An 18869-nucleotide genomic window follows, 5' to 3' on the forward strand; every position below is an offset into this window, starting at 1 on the left:
GTACGCTCGCCGAAAGCCTGGGATTTGAGTCGATTTTGACCGGTCAAGGTTAGTAAAACGTAAGCCTGCCTGGGGATCGCCGTGTCAGCGCCGCCGTCCGGGCTCCACCAGCGTCAGGTCGAGCGCGGTGACACCGATCGCGACATTGATGCCGCGATTGCCCTGGAGCGGCAGCGGCAGCAGGGTCGCTTCATTGTCATTGCCGCCGACCAGCGCGTTGCCGGGCGTGGAAGGAGCGGTCGCGCTGCCGCTCTTGAACGAGCCGCTCAGCGCGCCGAGCGGCGCGCGCGCATAGGGACCGTAGACGCGCCAGACCATGGTCGCGGTGCGCACCGAGCCGAGATCCAGGCTGAAGCTGCGGACGACCCCGTTATAGTGCTGGATCGGCCCGCGGCGCGGCCTGAAACGGCATTCGGTCGGGCGCTGCGACTTGGCGATGGCGGCGAAATTGGTGCCGACGGTGCAGGACAGGCGCCCGGTCGGCGGGCCGGCGGGCTGCGCGGCGGCAGTCTCATGCATTCCTATGAGGCCAACGAGGGCAAGGGCGGTTAGGCAGGGTCGGGAATGCCCAAGGCTCATCTCGAATGCTCCTGGTGAACTGGCGGTACGAACGCCCCAAGAAACCCACAGTTCCGGGTTAGGGAACCGGGAAGAGTTTGTAGCGTTGGCGTTTCATCTTGGCATGGGAATGTCGATGTCCGTGAGTCGTCCTCTTGGGGAAATCCCAACAATAATCGATCCCGAAACCCTGACGGCGCTGCCGCCTTTCTGGGAGCTGGAGGATCTCGTCGCCACGGGTCTCGATCAGGAGGCTGCGCTGGCCGTCATGGTCGCGCGCCGCAGCGGCCCCCGGCTGGTCGGCGATCTCGCTCCGGGCGATGACCAGCAGAGCTTCCTTCTGCGCTTCGGCCCGGCCGAATTTCCGCACTAGAACCCGCTATTGGCAGAAGCGGGAGGCGCGTGAGCGCCGCTCCTGAATATCGACATGCAGGTGATTGGCATGGGCCGCGTCCGAGCCCGGCCCCAGCGTGGTCATGAAGGCGCCGCAGGCCGATTGCCTGACCGCATCGAGAAAGCGGTTTTGCGCCAGACCTTCCGGCTTCTCCACCACGACCTGCGACGCGTTGCCGTTGCTCCCCAGCCTGAAGGCGAAGATATCCAGCGCCTGGCCCGTGGCGTGCTCGCTGATAGGGCCCGCTGACGCCCGGTCGCGCCGCCGGCATTCATGCCCGCCGCCGACGCGCAGGGCCACGAGGTCGCGCTCGAAATGGCCGCGCGCCAGGGGCTGCACGCTGCCGTCGAGCCAGCCGGCCAGCGTCTTCGCCATGGCGCAGCTCAGCACGGGCGGAGGATCGAAGCTCACGCTGGCGCTGCCGCCCGGCCGCCTGATGGCCAGCGCCTCGACGCGGACAGGTTCGCTGACCCGGCAGGCCGGGTCGGTGCTCTTGGGATCGGGGCTGGCCGGCATGAGCTTGTTGCCGGGGATCGCTGCCAGCGCGGCGAGGCATGACGCTTGTGCGGGCGGCGGTGCCGGATCCGTCGCACTTGAGGGAGCCGCTACGGTCGAAGGTGCCTCGGCCGGCGCCGGGGCGCTTGGCACGGACGGCCGCAGCTCGGGCGGGCGCGGCGGCGGGCGCTGCTGGGACAGTGGAGCGGTGACCGGCGCCGCGACGGCGCCTAGCGGCAGGAGCACGATTCCAAGGGCGGCGATGCGCGCGACGATGCCCTTGCCGCCGCGATGGCGCGCGCCATCATCGCGCGATGCTTCGCGTCCGCAGACGCCTCGGTTGTCGTGGCTGACTAGCTGTCCAGGGCCGAGGCGCTGGCGATCGCCAGACCGGTCAAAGCCGCCAGCGCGAGGGAGAGGATCTCCGCGCTCGGGGCTCCCGGTTGGATGAATCCTGAGAAGAGGGCAGTCCCGATCGATAGTGCCGCGATCGCGGCCGAGAAGCAGGTCGTCGCCATGGTCCACGCCCTCCCCAACTGCAAACGAAACTGTCATTCAACGCCGAACGCATCATTTCCGCTCGGGTTCCGGACGGCAAGAGAAAAGGCCCGCGAATCGCGCCGCGGGCCTTGATCGTCTTCGAGCGGCGTCGAAGCGTCAGGCGGCCTTGCGGCCGGCGCGGCGGTCGAAGAACAGGGCCTGGCTGATCGCCGCCTTCACCGCTTCCGGCTGGAACGGCTTGGTGATCAGGAAGGCCGGCTCCGGCCGGTCGCCGGTCAGGAGCCGCTCCGGATAGGCAGTGATGAAGATCACCGGCACATCGATCGAGGACAGGATTTCGTTGACGGCGTCGAGGCCCGAGCTGCCATCGGCGAGCTGGATGTCGGCGAGCACGAGGCCGGGACGCTTCTTGGCGACGAGCGCGAGCGCCTCGCGCTGGGTGCGGGCGACGCCGGTGACGCTATGGCCGAGCTCCTCGACCATGGTCTCGATGTCGAGCGCGATGATCGGCTCGTCCTCGATGATCAGCACCTCGGTCGCCACCTGCTCGGCGATTTCCTGCCCGGCGGTCTGGATCAGCACGGAAGCCTCCTGCGCCGTGATGTCCATCACCTTGGCGACGTCGTCGAGCGGGAAGCCTTCCACCGTGCGCAGCAGGAAGGCCTGGCGCGGGCGCGGCGTCAGCGCCTCGAGATTGCGCTCGGCCGGCGCGCGCGAAAGCTCCACGACCGGGGCGGCGGCATCGACGCTGGCCGAGGACCACAGCTTGAGGAAGGTCCGGTACAGGCCGATGCGCGGGTCGAGATCGCGCGGGAATCCCGAGGGGTCCGCGACAAGGGCTTCCAGCATGGCGACGACATAGGCGTCGCCGCTCGGCTGGCTGCCGCAGAGCGCCCGCGCGAAGCGGCGCAGATACGGAAGATGAGGCGCAATTTCTTTTGCAATCGACATGAACGCGTCCCTTTTAACGTGCTGGAATAATGGCTTAGGATGCGTCCGAGACAAGAAATTTATTTTTGCGGGAAGATGGAACCTTGGGCTGGGGAGCCCGTTATTAAGGCGCATTGGTGTCGCCAGCGCGACGTGGCTTCGGCACCGCCGGCAGGACGTGGCAAGACCAGTATGACGGGACGTGGAGATGCGGGATCGGCTGGAAAAGCCGACCCGGTGGTGGTGCGAGGGCTGATATGAGCAGGTTGGATGCAGCGATGACTGAACCGGACGATCCCGACGAAGGTTTCGATCTGGTTTTGGACCCGAAGGTGCAGGAATCCATCGGCCGCTCCCTCAAGGCCCATTACGACGACATCGTGAACGCACCCGTGCCCGACAAGTTTCTCGTGCTGCTGGCGCAGCTTGAGGCGACCGAGCAGCGTGCAGCTGGAGCGTCGCGTGATGAGTCCCAGTGAGATCGCGCCTGCCGGCCAAGTCGAGACTCTGGCGCAGGAACGCAGGACCGAAGATTTCAAGGATGGCCTGATCCGCGAGATTCCCAATCTGCGCGCCTTCGCCGCCTCGCTGTCCGGTTCCATGCAGCTGGCCGATGACCTCGTGCAGGACACCTTGCTCAAGGCCTGGGGCAATTCCGACAAGTTCGAACCCGGCACCAGTCTGCGCGCCTGGCTCTTCACCATCCTGCGCAACACCTATTACTCGCTCTACCGCAAGCGCGGCCGCGAGGTGCAGGACAGCGAGGGCACCTATGCCGAGCGCATGGCGACGCATGGCAATCAGGAGAGCCATCTCGATCTCGCCGATTTCCGCAAGGCGTTGGCGAAGCTCCCGGAGGAGCAGCGCGAGGTGCTGATCATGGTCGGCGCCACCGGGCTGTCCTACGAGGAAGCGGCCGAGATCTGCGGCGTGGCGATCGGCACGATCAAGAGCCGGGTCAATCGCGCCCGCACGAAACTCGCCGAACTGCTCTCCATCGGCAGCGTCGACGATCTCGGGCCGGGCCGTACCAACGCGGCGGCGATGCAGAGAGTTGGTTCCGAACCAGTTGGCTTCTGATGCGTTTGCGGCGTTTCAGCACTGTCCGGACACGTCTGCTGGCTTTGCTGGTCGTGATCGCTATCCCGATCGCCTGCGCCTCCGCCTTCGCGGCCTACGCGACTTATCGGGCCGCGATCGTCGCGATCGAGGCGGCGCAGGCGCGCGCCGTCGATGATTTCGCGGTACGTACCCGCGTCTGGTATCGCGGTATGTCGCGCGCCTTGCTCGCCTTCGGCACCACCGCCGGCGAGCTCGGCCTCGACACCTCCGGCTGCCGCGATGCCGGCGTCAGGGCGATGGAGCGGGCCGGAGGGTTCCGTGCCTTCCTGCTGCGGCGGGCGGACGGGCAGCTCTGCACCGGCTCGCTCGATCCCGACATGTCCGCCGAAACGCTGGACGGCATCGCCGGCAAGCTTGCCGGCCGCTCGGCCATCGGCATGTGGAACGGCGCCAATCTCGGCCGGATGCGCTACGATCAGGTCACGGCGGGCGGGCGGCGCTATCTTGCGATCCTCGCCTCGGACTTCCCGGGGTCGAATGGCGGGTTGCAGCAGGCACTCCTGCTGGTCTCTCCGGAGCTTCTCGAGAATGTCTTCGACCTCGGCGAGGACGGCCAGGTCCTGAACGTCGCGCTCGTCGGGCGCGATGCCGGCCTCGTCGCCAGCCGCGGCGAGAACCGGGACATGTCCTGGCTGCCGCGCACCGACCTGATCCCCGAGAAGCACGCCCGCTGGACCGGCCCGAGCCGGAGCGGGGAAGACAGCGTCTACGCCGCCCGGATGGTCGCGGAGCCGGATTTCTACATCGTCGCGAGTTTCGACGACCGGCCGGCCGAGGCTGCGCGGCTGCAATTCATCGTGCTGCTGCTGGCGCCGCTTCTGACGCTCGCCCTGCTCTGCCTCGTCTGCATGCGGGCGATCGAGAAGCATTGCCTGCGCTGGCTGCGCGGCATCGAGCTTGCCGCCCGGTCGCGCACCACCAACAACCGGGTTCGCGCCGCTGTGGCTGACGGCATGCCGAGCGACATCCGCAGCGTCGCGGAGGCCTTCAACGGCATGGTCGAGGAGCAGGAGGTTCGCCAGCGGCGGCTCCAGACGGCGCTCGATGACAACCGGTTCCTCGTCCGCGAACTGCATCACCGGGTCAAGAACAGCCTTCAGGTCGTGCAGAGCTATATCGGGTTGAGCAAGCGCGACCATCGCGACGAGGCGCGGCTGGCCCTGGCCGATGCCGAATGCCGCGTACATGTGCTGTCGGCGGCCTATCGCTTCACGCTCGCCGACGGCGAGATGCAGCCCGTTCGCGTGGACCTCTTCCTGGACGACGTGGTCACGATGATCTCGAACCTGATCCGCAGCCGTGACCAGTGGGTCACGAGCCGGATCGAGACCGCCGCGACGCTCTCCGTCGACCGGATCATCCCGCTCGGCTTTCTTGTCGCCGATGTGGCGTCCCGCGCCCTGCGGGGCACGCCCGGCGTGCGGATCGTCGTCGAGGTTCTGGATGTCGATGCCGCCACGATCGAGGTCGGACTCGAGGTCGATCGCGATATCGAACACAGCGCGCCGCCGCGGCTCTTCGCCGGCCTGCTCACCCAGATCGAGGCCGTGCAGGCGCAGGAGCCGCATGGCCGCAGCCTCGGCCGCTGGCGCATCGGCCACGGCTCCTGAGACCTGCTTAAACGAAACGCGCCGCCAGCCCGATCCGGACTGGCAGCGCGTTTTACAAGTTGGGGTGGTTCGGCGTCAGCGCACGATATGGGTGACCGGTCCGCCCGCCATCGCCTGCTGCGACGGCGACGCGATCGCTCGCTTGGCCGTGCTGCGCGAACGATCGGCATGGTCCACGGCGGCGACCTGCAGGCTATCGGCATAGCCGCGCTCGCTCGCGCCCTTGGCCAGCGCAACGCTCGTCGAACTCTGGTCTTCAGGCATCTGGAGCCCGGCCCCCAGGGTGAGGCCGGTCACGGCCGTACCCATGAGGCCGAAGAAGACGATGGCGCGCATGGCCGGCGCGAGGCTGGACTTCGGCATGGATGTCTCCAGGGCTGGCCGGTCGATTGACCGGCTTTCGGCATGGAAAACGACCGAAACCGCGCTTAGGTTCCCTGAAAGCCGGAAAATGGCCGCCGCGCTGTCCTTGCGGAACGCGAAGCCGGATCGCTGCGTTGTCCTGAAGCCGGCTCCTCGCCGGCTATCGGGGGATCGCATTCGACCATGAACATCGCCAACCGGCCGGCACGCCTCGGCACGCCATGCCTTGCCTGTCCCTTGCGGCTGAAGCCGGCCTTCCGGGACAAGACCGATGACGAGATTCGCTTCATCCAGACGATGAAGGTCGATCACCGGACGGTGCGCGCCGGCCTCGACATCATTCATCCCGGGCAGGAGGACGCGGAGCTCTACACGCTCTATGCGGGCTGGGCCTTCCGCTACAAATCCCTGCCGGACGGGCGCCGCCAGATCCTCAATTTCCTGCTGCCGGGCGATCTCGTGGGGTTGCAGGCTTCGCTGCTCAGCGCGGCCGAGCACGGCATCGAGGCACTGACCGATGTCGAGCTCTGCGTCTTCCCGCGCAAGCGCCTGTGGGACCTGTTCGAGCGCATGCCGACGCTGTCCTATGAGGTGGCCTGGCTCGGCTCGCGCGAGGAAGCCATGGTCGACGACAACCTGACCTCGGTCGGGCAGCGCAGCGCGGCCGAGCGCCTCGCGGCGCTGATCATCTCGCTCCATCACCGGGCCGATGCGCTCGGCCTCGTCACCAATGACAGCTTCGCCTTCCCGCTCTCGCAGCAGCAGATCGCCGATGCGCTGGGTCTCTCGCTCGTCCACACCAGCAAGACCTGGTCGCGTTTGCGCAAGGAAGGCCTGTTCTCGCTCTCCCAGGGGCGGCTGACCCTGCTGAACCCGCACCTGACGGCGCGGATGGCGGCGGTCTACGAACGAACCATGGCGCCGCGGCCGCTGATCTGACGGCGCCGGGCGCATTCGACATGGAATAAAAGCTTGGCGGCAGCCCGCTCTTGACCCCATATGCCGCGCAGGTAACGTGATTTGCGTCAGACGCGTCGTCTCCGCGGCGTTCAAGGGGTGTCATGTCTTCGACGATCCGCCATCGCCCACCGCGTGCCGCATCGCTGGCCGCCCGTCTCGGGCAGTCCCGTGTCGCGACGCGGATCGAGGGCGAGATGCGCGTCACCGCCGCCGATCTCGTCGACCGCGTGGCCGAGGCCAAGCTGAAGGTCGCGGCCGTCCGCTACAAGGTCGAGGGCGAGGTCCGCAGCAAGGCGGAGAAGCTCAAGAACCGCGTCAGCGAGGCCAAGGCGAAGCTGGGCGACGAGGCGCGCTTCATCAAGTCATGGATCGACGATCCCCGCCGCACCGGCTCGGTCACGCCGTCGAGTCCGGCGCTTGCCCGGCGGATGGCCTCCTATGTCGATCCCGGGCAGCCCGGCCCGGTCATCGAGATCGGCCCCGGCACCGGCCCGGTGACCGAGGCGCTGATCGAGCGCGGCATCGACGAAAGCCGCCTGATCCTCGTCGAGTACAGCCCCGAATTCTGCGAATTGCTGCGCAAGCGCTTCCCGCGGGCGACCGTGGTGCAGGGCGATGCCTATGCCCTGGCGACGACGCTTTCCGGCCACCTGAATGAGAAGGCGATCGCGCTGGTCTCCAGCCTGCCGCTGTTCAACCGCCCGCCGGCTGCGCGCTCTGCGCTGGTGCGCGAGGTTTTTCCGCTGCTCGTGGACGGCGCGCCCTTCATCCAGTTCACCTACTCGGTGATCTCGCCGATTCCGCGCAAGGGCTCGGGGCTCAAGGCCTCCGTGTCCGATTGGGTGCTGCGCAACATCCCGCCGGCGCGGGTTTGGGTTTATCGCCAGATTCGTTGATTTTTCGCCGGGTTGACGCTGCGTCATTGGCAATCCCCGCGAATTGCCGCCGTTTCCACACGGAATCGTAAGACCTCGCTGTTAGGCAGCACGCGCGGCCGGCTCTTTGCTGGCCGGCCTGCCAGTGAGGAGCCTAACAGCCGATGAGTGGCGCAGTCCTCCGCTACAGTTTACCGCGTTGGCGCCTGACGCGCTGGCTGGCGGATGCCGGACCGGATGTCCCGCCCGAAATCCGGGTCGCGCTGATCGGCAGCCTCTATGGCACGCTGCCGATCTTCGCCGGCGGCGTGATCAACTCGCTCGCGGTCTCCTTCCTGATCGCCTGGCGCATTCCGACGCTTCCCTTCATGCTGTGGTGCGCCTTCGAGCTGATATGCTGCAGCATCCGTCTCGTCGTGCTGATCCATGCCCGCCGCCGGGCCGCGCGCGGCGCCTCGACGCCGACCGATCTCTACCTGCTGCTCGGCGTTGCCTGGGCGGCCGGCATCGGGGCCGGCACCTTCCTCTGCCTGACCAGCGGTGACTGGGTCGCGGCGACTTTGGCCTGCCTCTCGGCCGCCGCGATGGTCGGCGGCATCTGCTTCCGCAATTTCGCCGCGCCGCGCATGGCCGGCGTGATGATCGGGCTGACGCTGGGGCCTTGCGTGCTCGCGACGCCCTTCATCTCCGAGCCGATGCTGCTGGTCACCTTCATGCAGATCCCGCTCTATCTCTTCAGCATGACGGTCGCCGCCTTCAAGCTGAACGCGATGCTGATCTCGACCATGCAGGCCGAGCGCGAGAACGCTTTCCACGCCCGGCACGACATGCTCACCGGCCTGTCGAACCGCACGGGCCTCGCCAAAGCCTTCGCCACCCGCTTCGAGAGCGAGACCGCGCCGCGCGGCTTGGCGCTGGTCTATCTCGATCTCGATGGCTTCAAGGCCGTCAACGACAATTACGGGCATATGGCGGGGGACGCGTTGCTCCAGCTCGTTGCCGAGCGCCTGCGCGGCCTCGTCCGCAGCAGCGATATCGCGGCCCGCATCGGCGGCGACGAATTCGTCGTGCTGTCCGAGCAGACCGAGCGGGTCCAGCTCCAGCGCTTCGGAGAGCGCATCGTCCGGGAGATATCGGAACCCTACGAACTCGACAGCGGCCACCAGCTCAATATCGGCGCCTCCGTCGGCATCGCGCTCGCGCCGGAGCACGGCCGCGACATGAACAGCCTGATGGCCGCCGCCGATGCGGCGCTCTACCAGGCGAAATCACGCGGCAAGTCGCTCTGCGTCATCGCCGGGCAGCGCTCCGTCCTGGACGCGCGTGCCGCGGGCGGGCGCCACCCGCGATTGCAGTAAGACCTACTCGATCTCGCAAGCGTCCGTCACCGGCAGCAGGCGCCAGACCCCGTCATCGGGCCTGGCCGGGATTTTTACCGCGTTGTCGGCGATCTCCTCGGCATCATAGGGATTGGGGTTGGCGGTGATCCCGCCATTGCGGATATCGAGTGCGCCTTGCGGGCCGCTCTCCAGCCGCCAGTTGCCGGCATCCCATTCCGGAACGCAGCGCAGGGCCTTGCCCTGCGGCTTGCAGAAGCCGCCGATCTGGTAGTCGAAGCGGCCGGTGGTCGTGCGCTGGCGCAGGTTGAAATAAACAGCGACATAGAGCGCCGCATGCGGCTCGGCCTGCCAGTTGCCGGGTTTGTGGACGAGGCGGACCTTCGTGACCTTCTGCTGCGGATGCGCCTTGAGATGGGCCTCGTCGTAGGTGCGCTCCCAGCAGGCGTCCCGCTTCAAGGGGAGCTCGCCTTCGAGCGGGCGGGCCATGGCCGGCAGGGCGGCGAGGATCAAAGCGGAAACGACGGCGCCGCGGTGCATGTTGAGGCCTCCGGCTTCGGAGCTTCAGATCACCGCAGTTTCGCATTGGCTGCAACGGCTTTCGCTCGGCGCTTGACCGCAGGCGCAGGCTGGGGCTTGGCTGTCGCGCCGGGACGGAACGGCCGGGGCGAAAAGCGTGACGGATATCGGGCGGCTGGTCCGCGACATCACCGAGGAGATGCGCGGCGCAGAGGAGCGCGGCGAGGTCGCGACCTATATCCCGCCGCTCGCCCGCATCGATCCCCGCCAGTTCGGGCTCTGCGTCGTCACGGCTGATGGCGAGGTCCATGCCTCGGGCGATAGCGAGGAGCCCTTCTCGATCCAGAGCGTCTCCAAGGTCTTCGCCCTGACGCAGGCGCTCGGCAAGGTCGGCGACACGCTCTGGCGCCGGGTCGGGCGCGAGCCTTCGGGCACGCCGTTCAACTCGATCGTCCAGCTCGAGCGCGAGCAGGGCGTGCCGCGCAATCCCTTCATCAATGCCGGCGCCCTCGTCGTCGCCGATATCAACCTCGCCGGCCATGAGCCGCGCGTCGCGATCGGCGAGTTGCTGCGCTTCATGCGCTATCTCGCCGATGACGACACGATCATCATCGACGAGGCGGTGGCGCGGGCCGAGCAGGCAACCGGCTTCCGCAATATCGCGCTGGCCAATTACATGAAGGCCTTCGGCAACATCACCCATCCGCCGGAACTGACGCTCGGCGTCTATTTCCACCAATGCGCCATCGCCATGACCTGCCGCCAGCTCGCGATGGCCGGGCGCTTCCTGATGCATGGCGGCTTCTACGAGCCCGGCGGGCCACGTGTCGTCTCAGGGCAACGGGCGCGCCGCATCAACGCGCTGATGCTGACCTGCGGCCATTACGACGCCTCCGGCGATTTCGCCTTCCGGGTCGGCCTGCCCGGCAAGTCCGGCGTCGGCGGCGGCATCCTGGCGATCGCGCCGGGCAAGGCCGCGATCGCGGTCTGGTCACCCGGCCTCAACGCCAACGGCAATTCCCTGCTCGGCACGCTGGCGCTGGAGCGCCTGACCGAAGCTACGGGCTGGTCGGTTTTCGCCAGGTAGCGCAGCGATTAGCTGCGCAGGCCCGGCGCTTCCTGCCCGGTGCGGGCGACGTACTCCGTGTAGCCGCCGCCATAGGCATGGACTCCGTCCGGCGTCAGCTCCAGCAGCCGGTTGGAGAGCGCGGCGAGGAAATGCCGGTCGTGGCTGACGAAGAGCATCGTGCCCTCGTAATTCGAGAGCGCGGTGATCAGCATTTCCTTGGTGGCGATGTCGAGATGGTTGGTCGGCTCGTCCAGCACCAGGAAATTCGGCGGATCGTAGAGCATCATCGCCATGACGAGACGCGCCTTCTCGCCGCCCGAGAGCACACGGCAGCGCTTCTCGACATCGTCGCCCGAGAAGCCGAAGCAGCCGGCGAGCGAGCGCAGCGAACCCTGCCCGGCCTGCGGGAAGCGGTCCTCCAGCGCCTCGAACACGGTGCGCTCGCCGTCGAGCACCTCCATGGCGTGCTGGGCGAAATAGCCGAGCTTGACGCTGGCGCCGATATTGACCGTGCCGGCATCGGGCTCGGTCGTGCCGGTGACGAGCTTCAGCAATGTCGACTTGCCGGCGCCGTTCACGCCGAGCACGCACCAGCGCTCCTTGCGCTGGATCTGGAAGTTCAGCCCGTCATAGATGCTGCGGCTGCCATAGGCCTTGTTCACGTTCTTGATGCTGACGACGTCGTCGCCGGAACGCGGTGCCGGCTGGAACTCGAAGGCGACGCTCTGGCGCCGCCGTGGCGGTTCGACACGCTCGATCTTGTCGAGCTTCTTCACCCGGCTCTGCACCTGCGCGGCGTGAGAGGCACGCGCCTTGAAGCGCTCGATGAAGGCGATTTCCTTGGCGAGCATCGCCTGCTGGCGCTCGAACTGCGCCTGCATCTGCTTCTCGGCCAGCGCCCGCTGCTGCTGATAGAATTCGTAATCGCCGGAATAGCTGGTCAGCGCGCCGCCATCGATCTCGATGATCTTGCCGACGATGCGGTTCATGAACTCGCGGTCGTGCGAGGTCATCAGCACGGCGCCGTCATAGTTCTTGAGGAAGGATTCCAGCCAGATCAGGCTTTCGAGATCGAGATGGTTCGACGGCTCGTCGAGCAGCATCGCGTCCGGGCGCATCAGCAGGATGCGGGCGAGCGCGACGCGCATCTTCCAGCCGCCGGAGAGGCCGCCGACATCGCCCTCCATCATCTCCTCGCTGAAGCCCAGCCCTGCGAGCACCTCGCGCGCCCGGCCGTCGAGCGCGTAGCCGTCGAGCTCCTCGAAGCGGCCCTGCACCTCGCCATAGCGGGTGATGATCTCCTCCATCTCGTCGGCGCGGTCGGGATCGACCATGGCGGCTTCGAGCTCGGCGAGCTCGGCCGCGACTGTGCTGACGGGACCTGCCCCATCCATCACCTCGGCGACGGCGCTGCGCCCGGTCATCTCGCCGACATCCTGGCTGAAATAGCCGATGGTGATGCCACGATCGGTCGAGACCACGCCCTCGTCGGGCGCTTCCTCGCCGGTGATCATCCGGAAGAGCGTGGTCTTGCCGGCGCCGTTCGGCCCGACCAGCCCGACCTTCTCGCCCTTCAGGAGCCCGGCCGAGGCCTCGATGAAGACGATCTGCTTTCCGTTCTGCTTGCTGATGTTCTCGAGGCGGATCATGGAAATGGGGAACCTTGGCAGGGGCGGCGCCAATGACCACCGTTGGACGGCGATTGGCGGAACCGCGCCGTCATTCCGGGCTTGACCCGGGATCCATCGAAGGGCGCCGGAGCTCTACGATGGATCCCGGATCGGCGCCGCTTCGCGGCTTGTCCGGGATGACGGGGGGGATGGATGAATTGATTGGACAGCGCTCTACGCGATGAAGGCGGTCAGGGGAAGGCTATTGGCCGTGATCAGGCCGAGATGACGGCGCTGCGGGCATTGGCCGCGCTCAGGAGATCGGCGGGGGCGAGCGCGATCTGCAGGCCGCGCTGGCCGCCATTGACATAGACCAGCGCCTCGGACGAGGCAGGCTCGTCCACAATCGTCGGCAATTTGCGCTTCTGGCCGAAGGGGCTGACCCCGCCGACCTTGTAGCCGGTCAGGCGCTCGGCATCGGGCACCGGCATCATCGCTGCCGCCTTGCCGCCGAAAGCCGCCGCGACCTTCTTCATGCTGGCCTCGCGGTCGGAGGCGAGCACGATGCAGACCGGCTTGCCGTCGACCTGCGCGATCAATGTCTTGAGCACGCGATGGGGCGGTTCGCCCAGCGCCTCCGCCGCCTGCAACCCGACGCGCTCGGCATTCGGGTCATAGGTGTAGCTGTGCAGCTCGAAACGGATTCCGAGCTGCTTCAGCGCCAGCGTGGCGGGGGTTGTCTGGGCCATCGTCCCGTCGTCGCGGCGATCAGATATCGACCGTCGCGTTCAGCGCGTTGGTCTGGATGAACTCGCGCCGCGGCTCGACGACATCGCCCATCAGCTTGACGAAGAGATCGTCGGCCTCGTCGTTCTGGTCATTCTTGACGCGCAGCAGCGAGCGCACGTCGCGGTCGAGCGTGGTCTCCCAGAGCTGGTCCGGGTTCATCTCGCCGAGGCCTTTGTAACGCTGCAGCGAGACACCCTTCTTGCCGATGGTCGAGACCGCGTCGAACAGGTCGCTCGGGCCGTTGACGGTGAAGGTGTCGCCCTTGCGGCTGAGCACGCCCGGCTTGGCATAGGCTTCCTGCAGTGAGGTCGCGGCTGCGTCGAGCTTGCGGGCTTCCGCGCTGGCAAGCAGGCCGGCATCGATCGTCGCCGCCTGCTTCACGCCGCGGATCATCCGCGAGAAGACGAAGCCGCCTTCGCTGATCTTGCCCTCCCAGCCGCGTTCCAGCTCGTCGGAAACCGCGTCGAGCCGGCGCGCGACGTAAGCGGCGGCCTCGTTCGCCTTGGCTTCGTCATCCTCGCTGATCGGATGCAGCACGCCGGCGATCGCCATCTGCTCGACGACCCGGCGGTCATAGCGCGAGTGCAATTGCGCCAGCGCATTGCGGACGTTGCGGGCTTCCTCGATCAGGACGCGCAGATCCGCGCCGCCGCGCTCGACGCCCTCGCTGGTGCGGAAGGTCGCGCCGTCCAGCGTCGAGTCGACGAGATATTCCTCCAGCGCCCGCTCGTCCTTGAGATAGACATGGCTCTTGCCGCGGGCCGCCTTGTAGAGCGGCGGCTGGGCGATGAAGAGATGGCCGGCATCGATCAGCTCCGGCATCTGCCGGTAGAAGAAGGTCAGCAGCAGGGTCCGGATATGGGCGCCGTCGACGTCGGCGTCGGTCATGATGATGATCTTGTGGTAGCGCAGCTTCGCGAGGTTGAAGCCGCCCTGATCGGCCTCGGCCCGGCCGATGCCGGCGCCGAGCGCCGTGATCAGCGTGCCGACCTGGTCCGACGAGAGCATCTTGTCGAAGCGCGCGCGCTCGACGTTCAGGATCTTGCCGCGCAGCGGCAGCACGGCCTGGTATTCGCGGGCGCGGCCCTGCTTGGCGGAGCCGCCGGCCGAGTCACCCTCGACGATGAAGAGTTCGGACTTGGCGGGGTCGCGTTCCTGGCAATCCGCGAGCTTGCCGGGCAGCGAGGCGATATCGAGCGCGCCCTTGCGGCGGGTGAGGTCGCGCGCCTTGCGGGCGGCCTCGCGGGCGGCGGCGGCTTCCGCCACCTTGCCGACGATGGTCTTGGCCTCGCCCGGATGCTCTTCGAGCCACTCGGACAGCGCCTGGTTGACGACGTTCTCGACGACCGGGCGAACTTCCGAGGAGACCAGCTTATCCTTGGTCTGCGAGGAGAATTTCGGATCGGGAACCTTGACCGAGACGATCGCGGTCAGGCCCTCGCGGCAATCGTCGCCGGTGAGCGAGACCTTCTCCTTCTTCGAGATGCCGGAGCTTTCGGCATAGCCGGTGATCTGGCGGGTCAGGGCGGCGCGGAAGCCGGCCAGATGGGTGCCGCCGTCGCGCTGCGGGATGTTGTTGGTGAAGCAGAGCACGTTCTCGTGGTAGCTGTCGTTCCACCACAGCGCGACATCGACGGTGATGCCGTCCTTCTCCGAGGTCAGCATGATCGGCTTCTCGATCACGGAGGACTTAGCGCGGTCGAGATAGCGCACGAAGGCCTCGACGCCGCCGTCGTACATCAGCTCCTCGCGCACGATCTCGGCATGGCGCGCATCGGTCAGCACGATGCGCACGCCCGAGTTCAGGAAGGCGAGTTCGCGCAGCCGATGCTCCAGCGTCTTGTAGTCGAACTCCACCATGGTGAAGGTCTCCTGCGAGGGCAGGAAGGTCACCTCGGTGCCGCGCTTGTCGCCCTGCGGGCCGACGACGGCGAGCGGCGAGACCGCATCGCCATGGCGGAATTCCATGTAGTGCTCGCTGCCGCCGCGCCAGATGCGCAGCTTGAGCGAGACCGAGAGCGCGTTGACGACGGAGACGCCGACGCCGTGCAGGCCGCCCGAGACCTTGTAGGAGTTCTGGTCGAACTTACCGCCGGCATGGAGCTGGGTCATGATGACCTCGGCCGCCGAGATGCCTTCCTCGCTGTGGATATCGGTGGGGATGCCACGCCCGTTATCGCTGACGGTGACCGATCCGTCGGCATTCAGCGTCACCGTGACGAGGTCGGCATGGCCGGCGAGCGCCTCGTCGATCGCGTTGTCGACGACCTCGTAGACCATGTGGTGCAGGCCGGAGCCGTCATCGGTGTCGCCGATATACATGCCAGGCCGCTTGCGCACCGCGTCCAGGCCCTTGAGAACCTTGATGGAATCGGCGCCGTAGTCGTCGGGCTGGGCGCTGAGCGCGGCATCGGTCATGAAGTGGTTCCTGAACGGGCGAGCCGGCGCCCGCGATGATCCTGATTCGAAACGACAATATAGGGTGAGACGATGGCTTTTTCACGCGCCTACGCGTGCGTGCGCGTAGAGAGGCGATTTCGCCTCCGAAGTTGTACAATGGAAACACGCGGTCATCCCGGGCGACCGAAGGGAGACCCGGGATCCATTCCGGAGCGCTACCAGTAGAGGTTCAGGCGTGGATCCTGGCTCTTCGCTGCGCTCCGGCCGGGATGACGTCGAGGTGGGCAAAGAACACCCGCCTATCCCCGGAATTCCGAGATCGCCTCGACGAAGGCTTCGCCGTACTGCGCGAGCTTGCGCTCGCCGACGCCTTCGATCGCGCGCATCTCCTCCAGCCCGAGCGGTCGCTCGCGCGCCATCGCGATCAGGGTCCGGTCGGTGAAGATGATATAGGCCGCGACGCCCTCCTCGCGGGCGATCTGGAGCCGGAGCTTGCGCAGGTGCTCGAACAGGCCGGCCGTGCCTTCGTCGAGCCCGTCGGCCCGCGCCGCATCGCGCTCGGAGCGGCGGGAGCGCCGCTCGGCGAAGGCATCGGCCCGCAGCGCGATGCTCTCGCGGCCGAACAGGATGTCCTCGCCTTTCGGCGTCAGGCAGAAGCCGCCATGCTCGACGCTGGCCTCGGCCAGCGCACCGGCCGCGAAGAGCTTGCGCGTCAGCCCCATCCAGGCGGCCTTGGGCTTGTCGGCGCCGACGCCGAAGGTCTTCAGGCCGTCATGGTTCTGGCGCCGGATGACCTCGGTCGTCGTGCCCGTCAGGATATCGGCGAGATGGCCGGCGCCGAAGCGCTCGCCCGAACGGATCACCGCCGAGAGCAGCTTGCGTGCGTCGAGCGTCGCGTCCTGCAAGGCCGGCGCCTCCGCGCTGCAGAGATCGCAGCGGAACGGTGCGTTGCCATGCCGGCAGGGCGGCGTCTCCTCGCCGAAATAGGCCAGCAGCGCGCTGCGCCGGCAGAGCGCGTTCTCGCAGAGATCGATCATCGCGTTGAGGCGCTTGTGCTCGATGCGCCGGCGCTCGTCGTCGATCTGTTTCTCGTCGATCTGGCGGCGCCTGAGCGACATGTCGTCGACGCCATAGAGCGTCAGCGTATCCGCCGGCAGGCCGTCGCGCCCGGCGCGGCCGATTTCCTGATAATAGCCCTCGATCGAGCCCGGCATGTCGGCATGGACGACGAAGCGGACATCGGGCTTGTTGATGCCCATACCGAAGGCGATGGTGGCGCAGACGACGACGCCGTCCTCCTGCAGGAAGATGTCCTGATTGCGGTTGCGCTGCGTCTGCTCGAGGCCGGCATGGTAGGGCAGGGCGTTCCAGCCCTTCTCACTGAGCGCCGTGGCGAGGCGCTCGGTCTTGCTGCGCGAGGAGCAGTAGACGATGCCGGAGCCGTTGCGGTGCCGGCGCAGGAAATCGTCGATCTGCCGGCGCGGCTGCTCCTTCGGCGCGAAGGCGAGCTTCAGGTTCGGCCGGTCGAAGGAATGCACCACCATCCGCGGCGGCTGCGGAAACAATTGCTGGGCGATGTCGGCCTGGGTCTGCCGGTCGGCCGTCGCGGTCAGAGCGGTAACGGGTACACCGCCCAGAGCCTCGCGCGTCTTGGCGAGGAGGCGGTATTCCGGGCGGAAATCATGGCCCCATTGCGAGACGCAATGCGCCTCGTCGATGGCGAGCCGGTTCACGCCGAGGCGCTTCAGGCGCGACACCAGCCCCTCGCCGGCCAGCCGTTCGGGCGAGACGAAAAGCAGCCTGAGATCGCCGGAATTCAGCCGGTCCCAGGCCTGCGCCGCCTCTTCCTCGGTATTCATCGAGTTGAGCGAGGCGGCCGATACGCCGGCCCGGACGAGCTGCCCGACCTGATCGCGCATCAGCGCGATCAGCGGCGAGACCACCAGTGTCAGCCCGCCCGCGACGAGTGCCGGCAGCTGGTAGCACATCGACTTGCCGGAGCCGGTCGGCATCACCGCGAAGACATCCTCGCCATCGAGCGCGGCTGCGATCACCTCCCACTGGCCGGGGCGGAAATCGTCATAGCCCCAGACCGATTTGAGGATCGCGCGGGCGTCTGATTCGCGGGATGGCGACATGGAGAAGGGATGTGCCGCAGCCGGGCACGCTTGGCCAGCCTTTCGGCCTCCAAAGCTGTGTCGATCATACGCGGAATCACGCCGTCATCCCGGGCTTGACCCGGGATCCATCGAAAGGCGCTGCGCTCTACGATGGATCCCGGAGCGGCGCTGCTGCGCAGCTTGTCCGGGATGACGCGCGGCAGGTTTCAGATTTTGACTGCGAGCAGATGGACCACTGCGGTAACCGCGAAAACCGCGGCGATCAGCTTCGAGGGCCAGGGCTTGAGGTCGAACCAGATGAATTGCAGCGCGAGCCGCAGGCCCCAGAACGCAGCGCCGACCAGCGGCAAGACCGGATGGACGCTACCCTGCCCGGACAGCCAGATCAGGGTCGCGCCATAGGCCAGGAAGACGAAGATCAGCATGGCGTTGAGCGTCTGCGTGATCGCCGTGTTCAGGCTGCCCGAGGGCGCGAGCCGCTCCGGCCAGCCGAACAGGCGCCGGAAGGCGGCGTGGAACAGCGCGAAGCCGAGATCGATGAGCCCCGCCGCAAGAGCCAAGGCGGCTCAGCTCCGCGTCGCGATCGCGGCCGCCGCACCTGCCATCACGCCGCCGGTCGTCCGGTTGATCCAGCGCATCGCGCGCGGGCTCGCGACGAGGCGCCGCGCCCGGTCGGCCGCATAGGCATAGGCCATCAGCGTTCCCGTGATGATCGGGGCGATCAATCCGGCGACTTCGACGAAGGCGAGCGTGGTCATGGCGTTGAGGTCGATGACCAGCGGCAGGATCGACAGGAAGAAGACCATGACCTTGGGATTGCCGAGCGTCAGCGCGATGCCGCCGAGGAACAGGCGTGCGCCCTCGCCGCGCGCGGCTGCCGAAGGTTTCGGCGCCTCGGCCGGGGCCGTCCAGGCCTTCCAGGCGAGGTAGAGCAGATAGGCGCAGCCGGCATATTTGATCGCGACGAAGACGCCGTGGAAGCTCTGCATGAGCACGCTCAGACCCAGTGCCGAGAGCGTGAACCAGACGAGATCGCCCGCGACGATGCCGGCGAGGAAGGGCAAGGAACGCCGGAAGCCCGAGGATAGCGAGCGCGCGACCAGGGCCGCGATGGCGGGGCCGGGCGAGGCAACGGCGAGGAAATAGACGCCGGCGAACAGGGCAAGGCTGGATATATCCATGGCAGGCCTCCGAGAGTGCCTGCGAGACTAGCAGGA

General features: G+C 67.2%; 19 protein-coding genes. 8 read left to right on the forward strand and 11 right to left on the reverse strand.

The window, feature by feature from the left end:
- Positions 1 to 84: 84 nt before the first annotated feature.
- Positions 85 to 519, reverse strand: coding sequence for a DUF992 domain-containing protein (locus WFK61_RS10950; RefSeq protein WP_336811579.1), 435 nt, complete (start codon positions 517 to 519; stop codon positions 85 to 87).
- A 181-nt stretch (positions 520 to 700) separates the two neighbouring features.
- Here WFK61_RS10950 and WFK61_RS10955 point away from each other — a divergent pair, with 181 nt between their 5' ends.
- A complete protein-coding gene (locus WFK61_RS10955; RefSeq protein WP_336811580.1) occupies positions 701 to 931 on the forward strand; it encodes a hypothetical protein in 231 nt (76 codons plus the stop codon).
- A 6-nt stretch (positions 932 to 937) separates the two neighbouring features.
- On the opposite strand, the gene WFK61_RS10960 is transcribed toward WFK61_RS10955, so the two are convergent.
- Together WFK61_RS10960 and WFK61_RS10965 are read right to left on the reverse strand one after the other, a co-directional pair.
- Positions 938 to 1972 (reverse strand): extensin-like domain-containing protein, encoded by a 1035-nt coding sequence (locus WFK61_RS10960; RefSeq protein WP_336811581.1) that lies wholly within the window; start codon positions 1970 to 1972, stop codon positions 938 to 940.
- A 132-nt stretch (positions 1973 to 2104) separates the two neighbouring features.
- The gene (locus WFK61_RS10965) at positions 2105 to 2899 is read right to left on the reverse strand and encodes a response regulator (RefSeq protein ID WP_336811582.1); all 795 of its coding nucleotides are present in this window, start codon (positions 2897 to 2899) and stop codon (positions 2105 to 2107) included.
- A 257-nt stretch (positions 2900 to 3156) separates the two neighbouring features.
- On the opposite strand from WFK61_RS10965, the gene WFK61_RS10970 reads away from it, so the two are divergent.
- Genes WFK61_RS10970 through WFK61_RS10980 form a run of 3 tightly spaced genes read left to right on the forward strand, consistent with a single transcriptional unit; the run spans position 3157 to position 5610 of the window.
- Positions 3157 to 3357, forward strand: coding sequence for a NepR family anti-sigma factor (locus tag WFK61_RS10970; RefSeq protein ID WP_199084984.1), 201 nt, complete (start codon positions 3157 to 3159; stop codon positions 3355 to 3357).
- On the forward strand, positions 3344 to 3958 hold the full coding sequence (locus WFK61_RS10975; protein ID WP_336811897.1) for a sigma-70 family RNA polymerase sigma factor: 615 nt from the start codon (positions 3344 to 3346) through the stop codon (positions 3956 to 3958). The genes WFK61_RS10970 and WFK61_RS10975 overlap by 14 nt, the downstream gene beginning before the upstream one ends.
- Complete coding sequence (locus WFK61_RS10980) at positions 3958 to 5610, forward strand: sensor histidine kinase (RefSeq protein ID WP_336811583.1); 1653 nt, start codon at positions 3958 to 3960, stop codon at positions 5608 to 5610. The genes WFK61_RS10975 and WFK61_RS10980 overlap by 1 nt, the downstream gene beginning before the upstream one ends.
- A gap of 75 nt (positions 5611 to 5685) precedes the next feature.
- Here WFK61_RS10980 and WFK61_RS10985 read toward each other — a convergent pair whose 3' ends face one another.
- Positions 5686 to 5973, reverse strand: a complete 288-nt coding sequence (locus tag WFK61_RS10985; RefSeq protein ID WP_336811584.1) for a hypothetical protein — start codon at positions 5971 to 5973, stop codon at positions 5686 to 5688.
- Positions 5974 to 6156: 183 nt separating this feature from the next.
- Between WFK61_RS10985 and WFK61_RS10990 the strand changes: the two genes are divergently transcribed.
- The 3 genes from WFK61_RS10990 to WFK61_RS11000 all read left to right on the forward strand — a co-directional run bounded on the left by WFK61_RS10990 (position 6157) and on the right by WFK61_RS11000 (position 9166).
- Positions 6157 to 6912, forward strand: a complete 756-nt coding sequence (locus WFK61_RS10990; protein ID WP_336811585.1) for a Crp/Fnr family transcriptional regulator — start codon at positions 6157 to 6159, stop codon at positions 6910 to 6912.
- Between the two features lie 122 nt (positions 6913 to 7034).
- Positions 7035 to 7829, forward strand: a complete 795-nt coding sequence (locus WFK61_RS10995; RefSeq protein WP_336811586.1) for a class I SAM-dependent methyltransferase — start codon at positions 7035 to 7037, stop codon at positions 7827 to 7829.
- Between the two features lie 143 nt (positions 7830 to 7972).
- Complete coding sequence (locus WFK61_RS11000) at positions 7973 to 9166, forward strand: GGDEF domain-containing protein (RefSeq protein ID WP_336811587.1); 1194 nt, start codon at positions 7973 to 7975, stop codon at positions 9164 to 9166.
- A gap of 3 nt (positions 9167 to 9169) precedes the next feature.
- Here the strand turns inward: WFK61_RS11000 and WFK61_RS11005 are convergent, their stop codons facing one another.
- Complete coding sequence (locus WFK61_RS11005; RefSeq protein WP_336811588.1) at positions 9170 to 9685, reverse strand: hypothetical protein; 516 nt, start codon at positions 9683 to 9685, stop codon at positions 9170 to 9172.
- A gap of 136 nt (positions 9686 to 9821) precedes the next feature.
- On the opposite strand from WFK61_RS11005, the gene WFK61_RS11010 reads away from it, so the two are divergent.
- Positions 9822 to 10751, forward strand: coding sequence for a glutaminase (locus WFK61_RS11010; protein ID WP_336811589.1), 930 nt, complete (start codon positions 9822 to 9824; stop codon positions 10749 to 10751).
- An 8-nt stretch (positions 10752 to 10759) separates the two neighbouring features.
- Here WFK61_RS11010 and WFK61_RS11015 read toward each other — a convergent pair whose 3' ends face one another.
- The 6 genes from WFK61_RS11015 to WFK61_RS11040 all read right to left on the reverse strand — a co-directional run bounded on the left by WFK61_RS11015 (position 10760) and on the right by WFK61_RS11040 (position 18833).
- Positions 10760 to 12382, reverse strand: coding sequence for an ABC-F family ATP-binding cassette domain-containing protein (locus WFK61_RS11015; protein ID WP_336811590.1), 1623 nt, complete (start codon positions 12380 to 12382; stop codon positions 10760 to 10762).
- Between the two features lie 236 nt (positions 12383 to 12618).
- Positions 12619 to 13092, reverse strand: a complete 474-nt coding sequence (gene ybaK, locus WFK61_RS11020) for a Cys-tRNA(Pro) deacylase (protein WP_336811591.1) — start codon at positions 13090 to 13092, stop codon at positions 12619 to 12621.
- Between the two features lie 19 nt (positions 13093 to 13111).
- Positions 13112 to 15550, reverse strand: a complete 2439-nt coding sequence (gene gyrB, locus WFK61_RS11025) for a DNA topoisomerase (ATP-hydrolyzing) subunit B (protein WP_336811592.1) — start codon at positions 15548 to 15550, stop codon at positions 13112 to 13114.
- Between the two features lie 281 nt (positions 15551 to 15831).
- Complete coding sequence (recQ, locus tag WFK61_RS11030) at positions 15832 to 17670, reverse strand: DNA helicase RecQ (protein ID WP_336811594.1); 1839 nt, start codon at positions 17668 to 17670, stop codon at positions 15832 to 15834.
- 188 nt (positions 17671 to 17858) lie between these two features.
- The gene (locus WFK61_RS11035; protein WP_336811596.1) at positions 17859 to 18212 is read right to left on the reverse strand and encodes a hypothetical protein; all 354 of its coding nucleotides are present in this window, start codon (positions 18210 to 18212) and stop codon (positions 17859 to 17861) included.
- Positions 18213 to 18218: 6 nt separating this feature from the next.
- Positions 18219 to 18833, reverse strand: a complete 615-nt coding sequence (locus WFK61_RS11040; RefSeq protein WP_336811597.1) for a LysE family translocator — start codon at positions 18831 to 18833, stop codon at positions 18219 to 18221.
- Positions 18834 to 18869 lie beyond the last annotated feature (36 nt).

This window comes from Allobosea sp. MMO-172 (genome assembly GCF_037147855.1).
Lineage (GTDB): Bacteria > Pseudomonadota > Alphaproteobacteria > Rhizobiales > Beijerinckiaceae > Allobosea.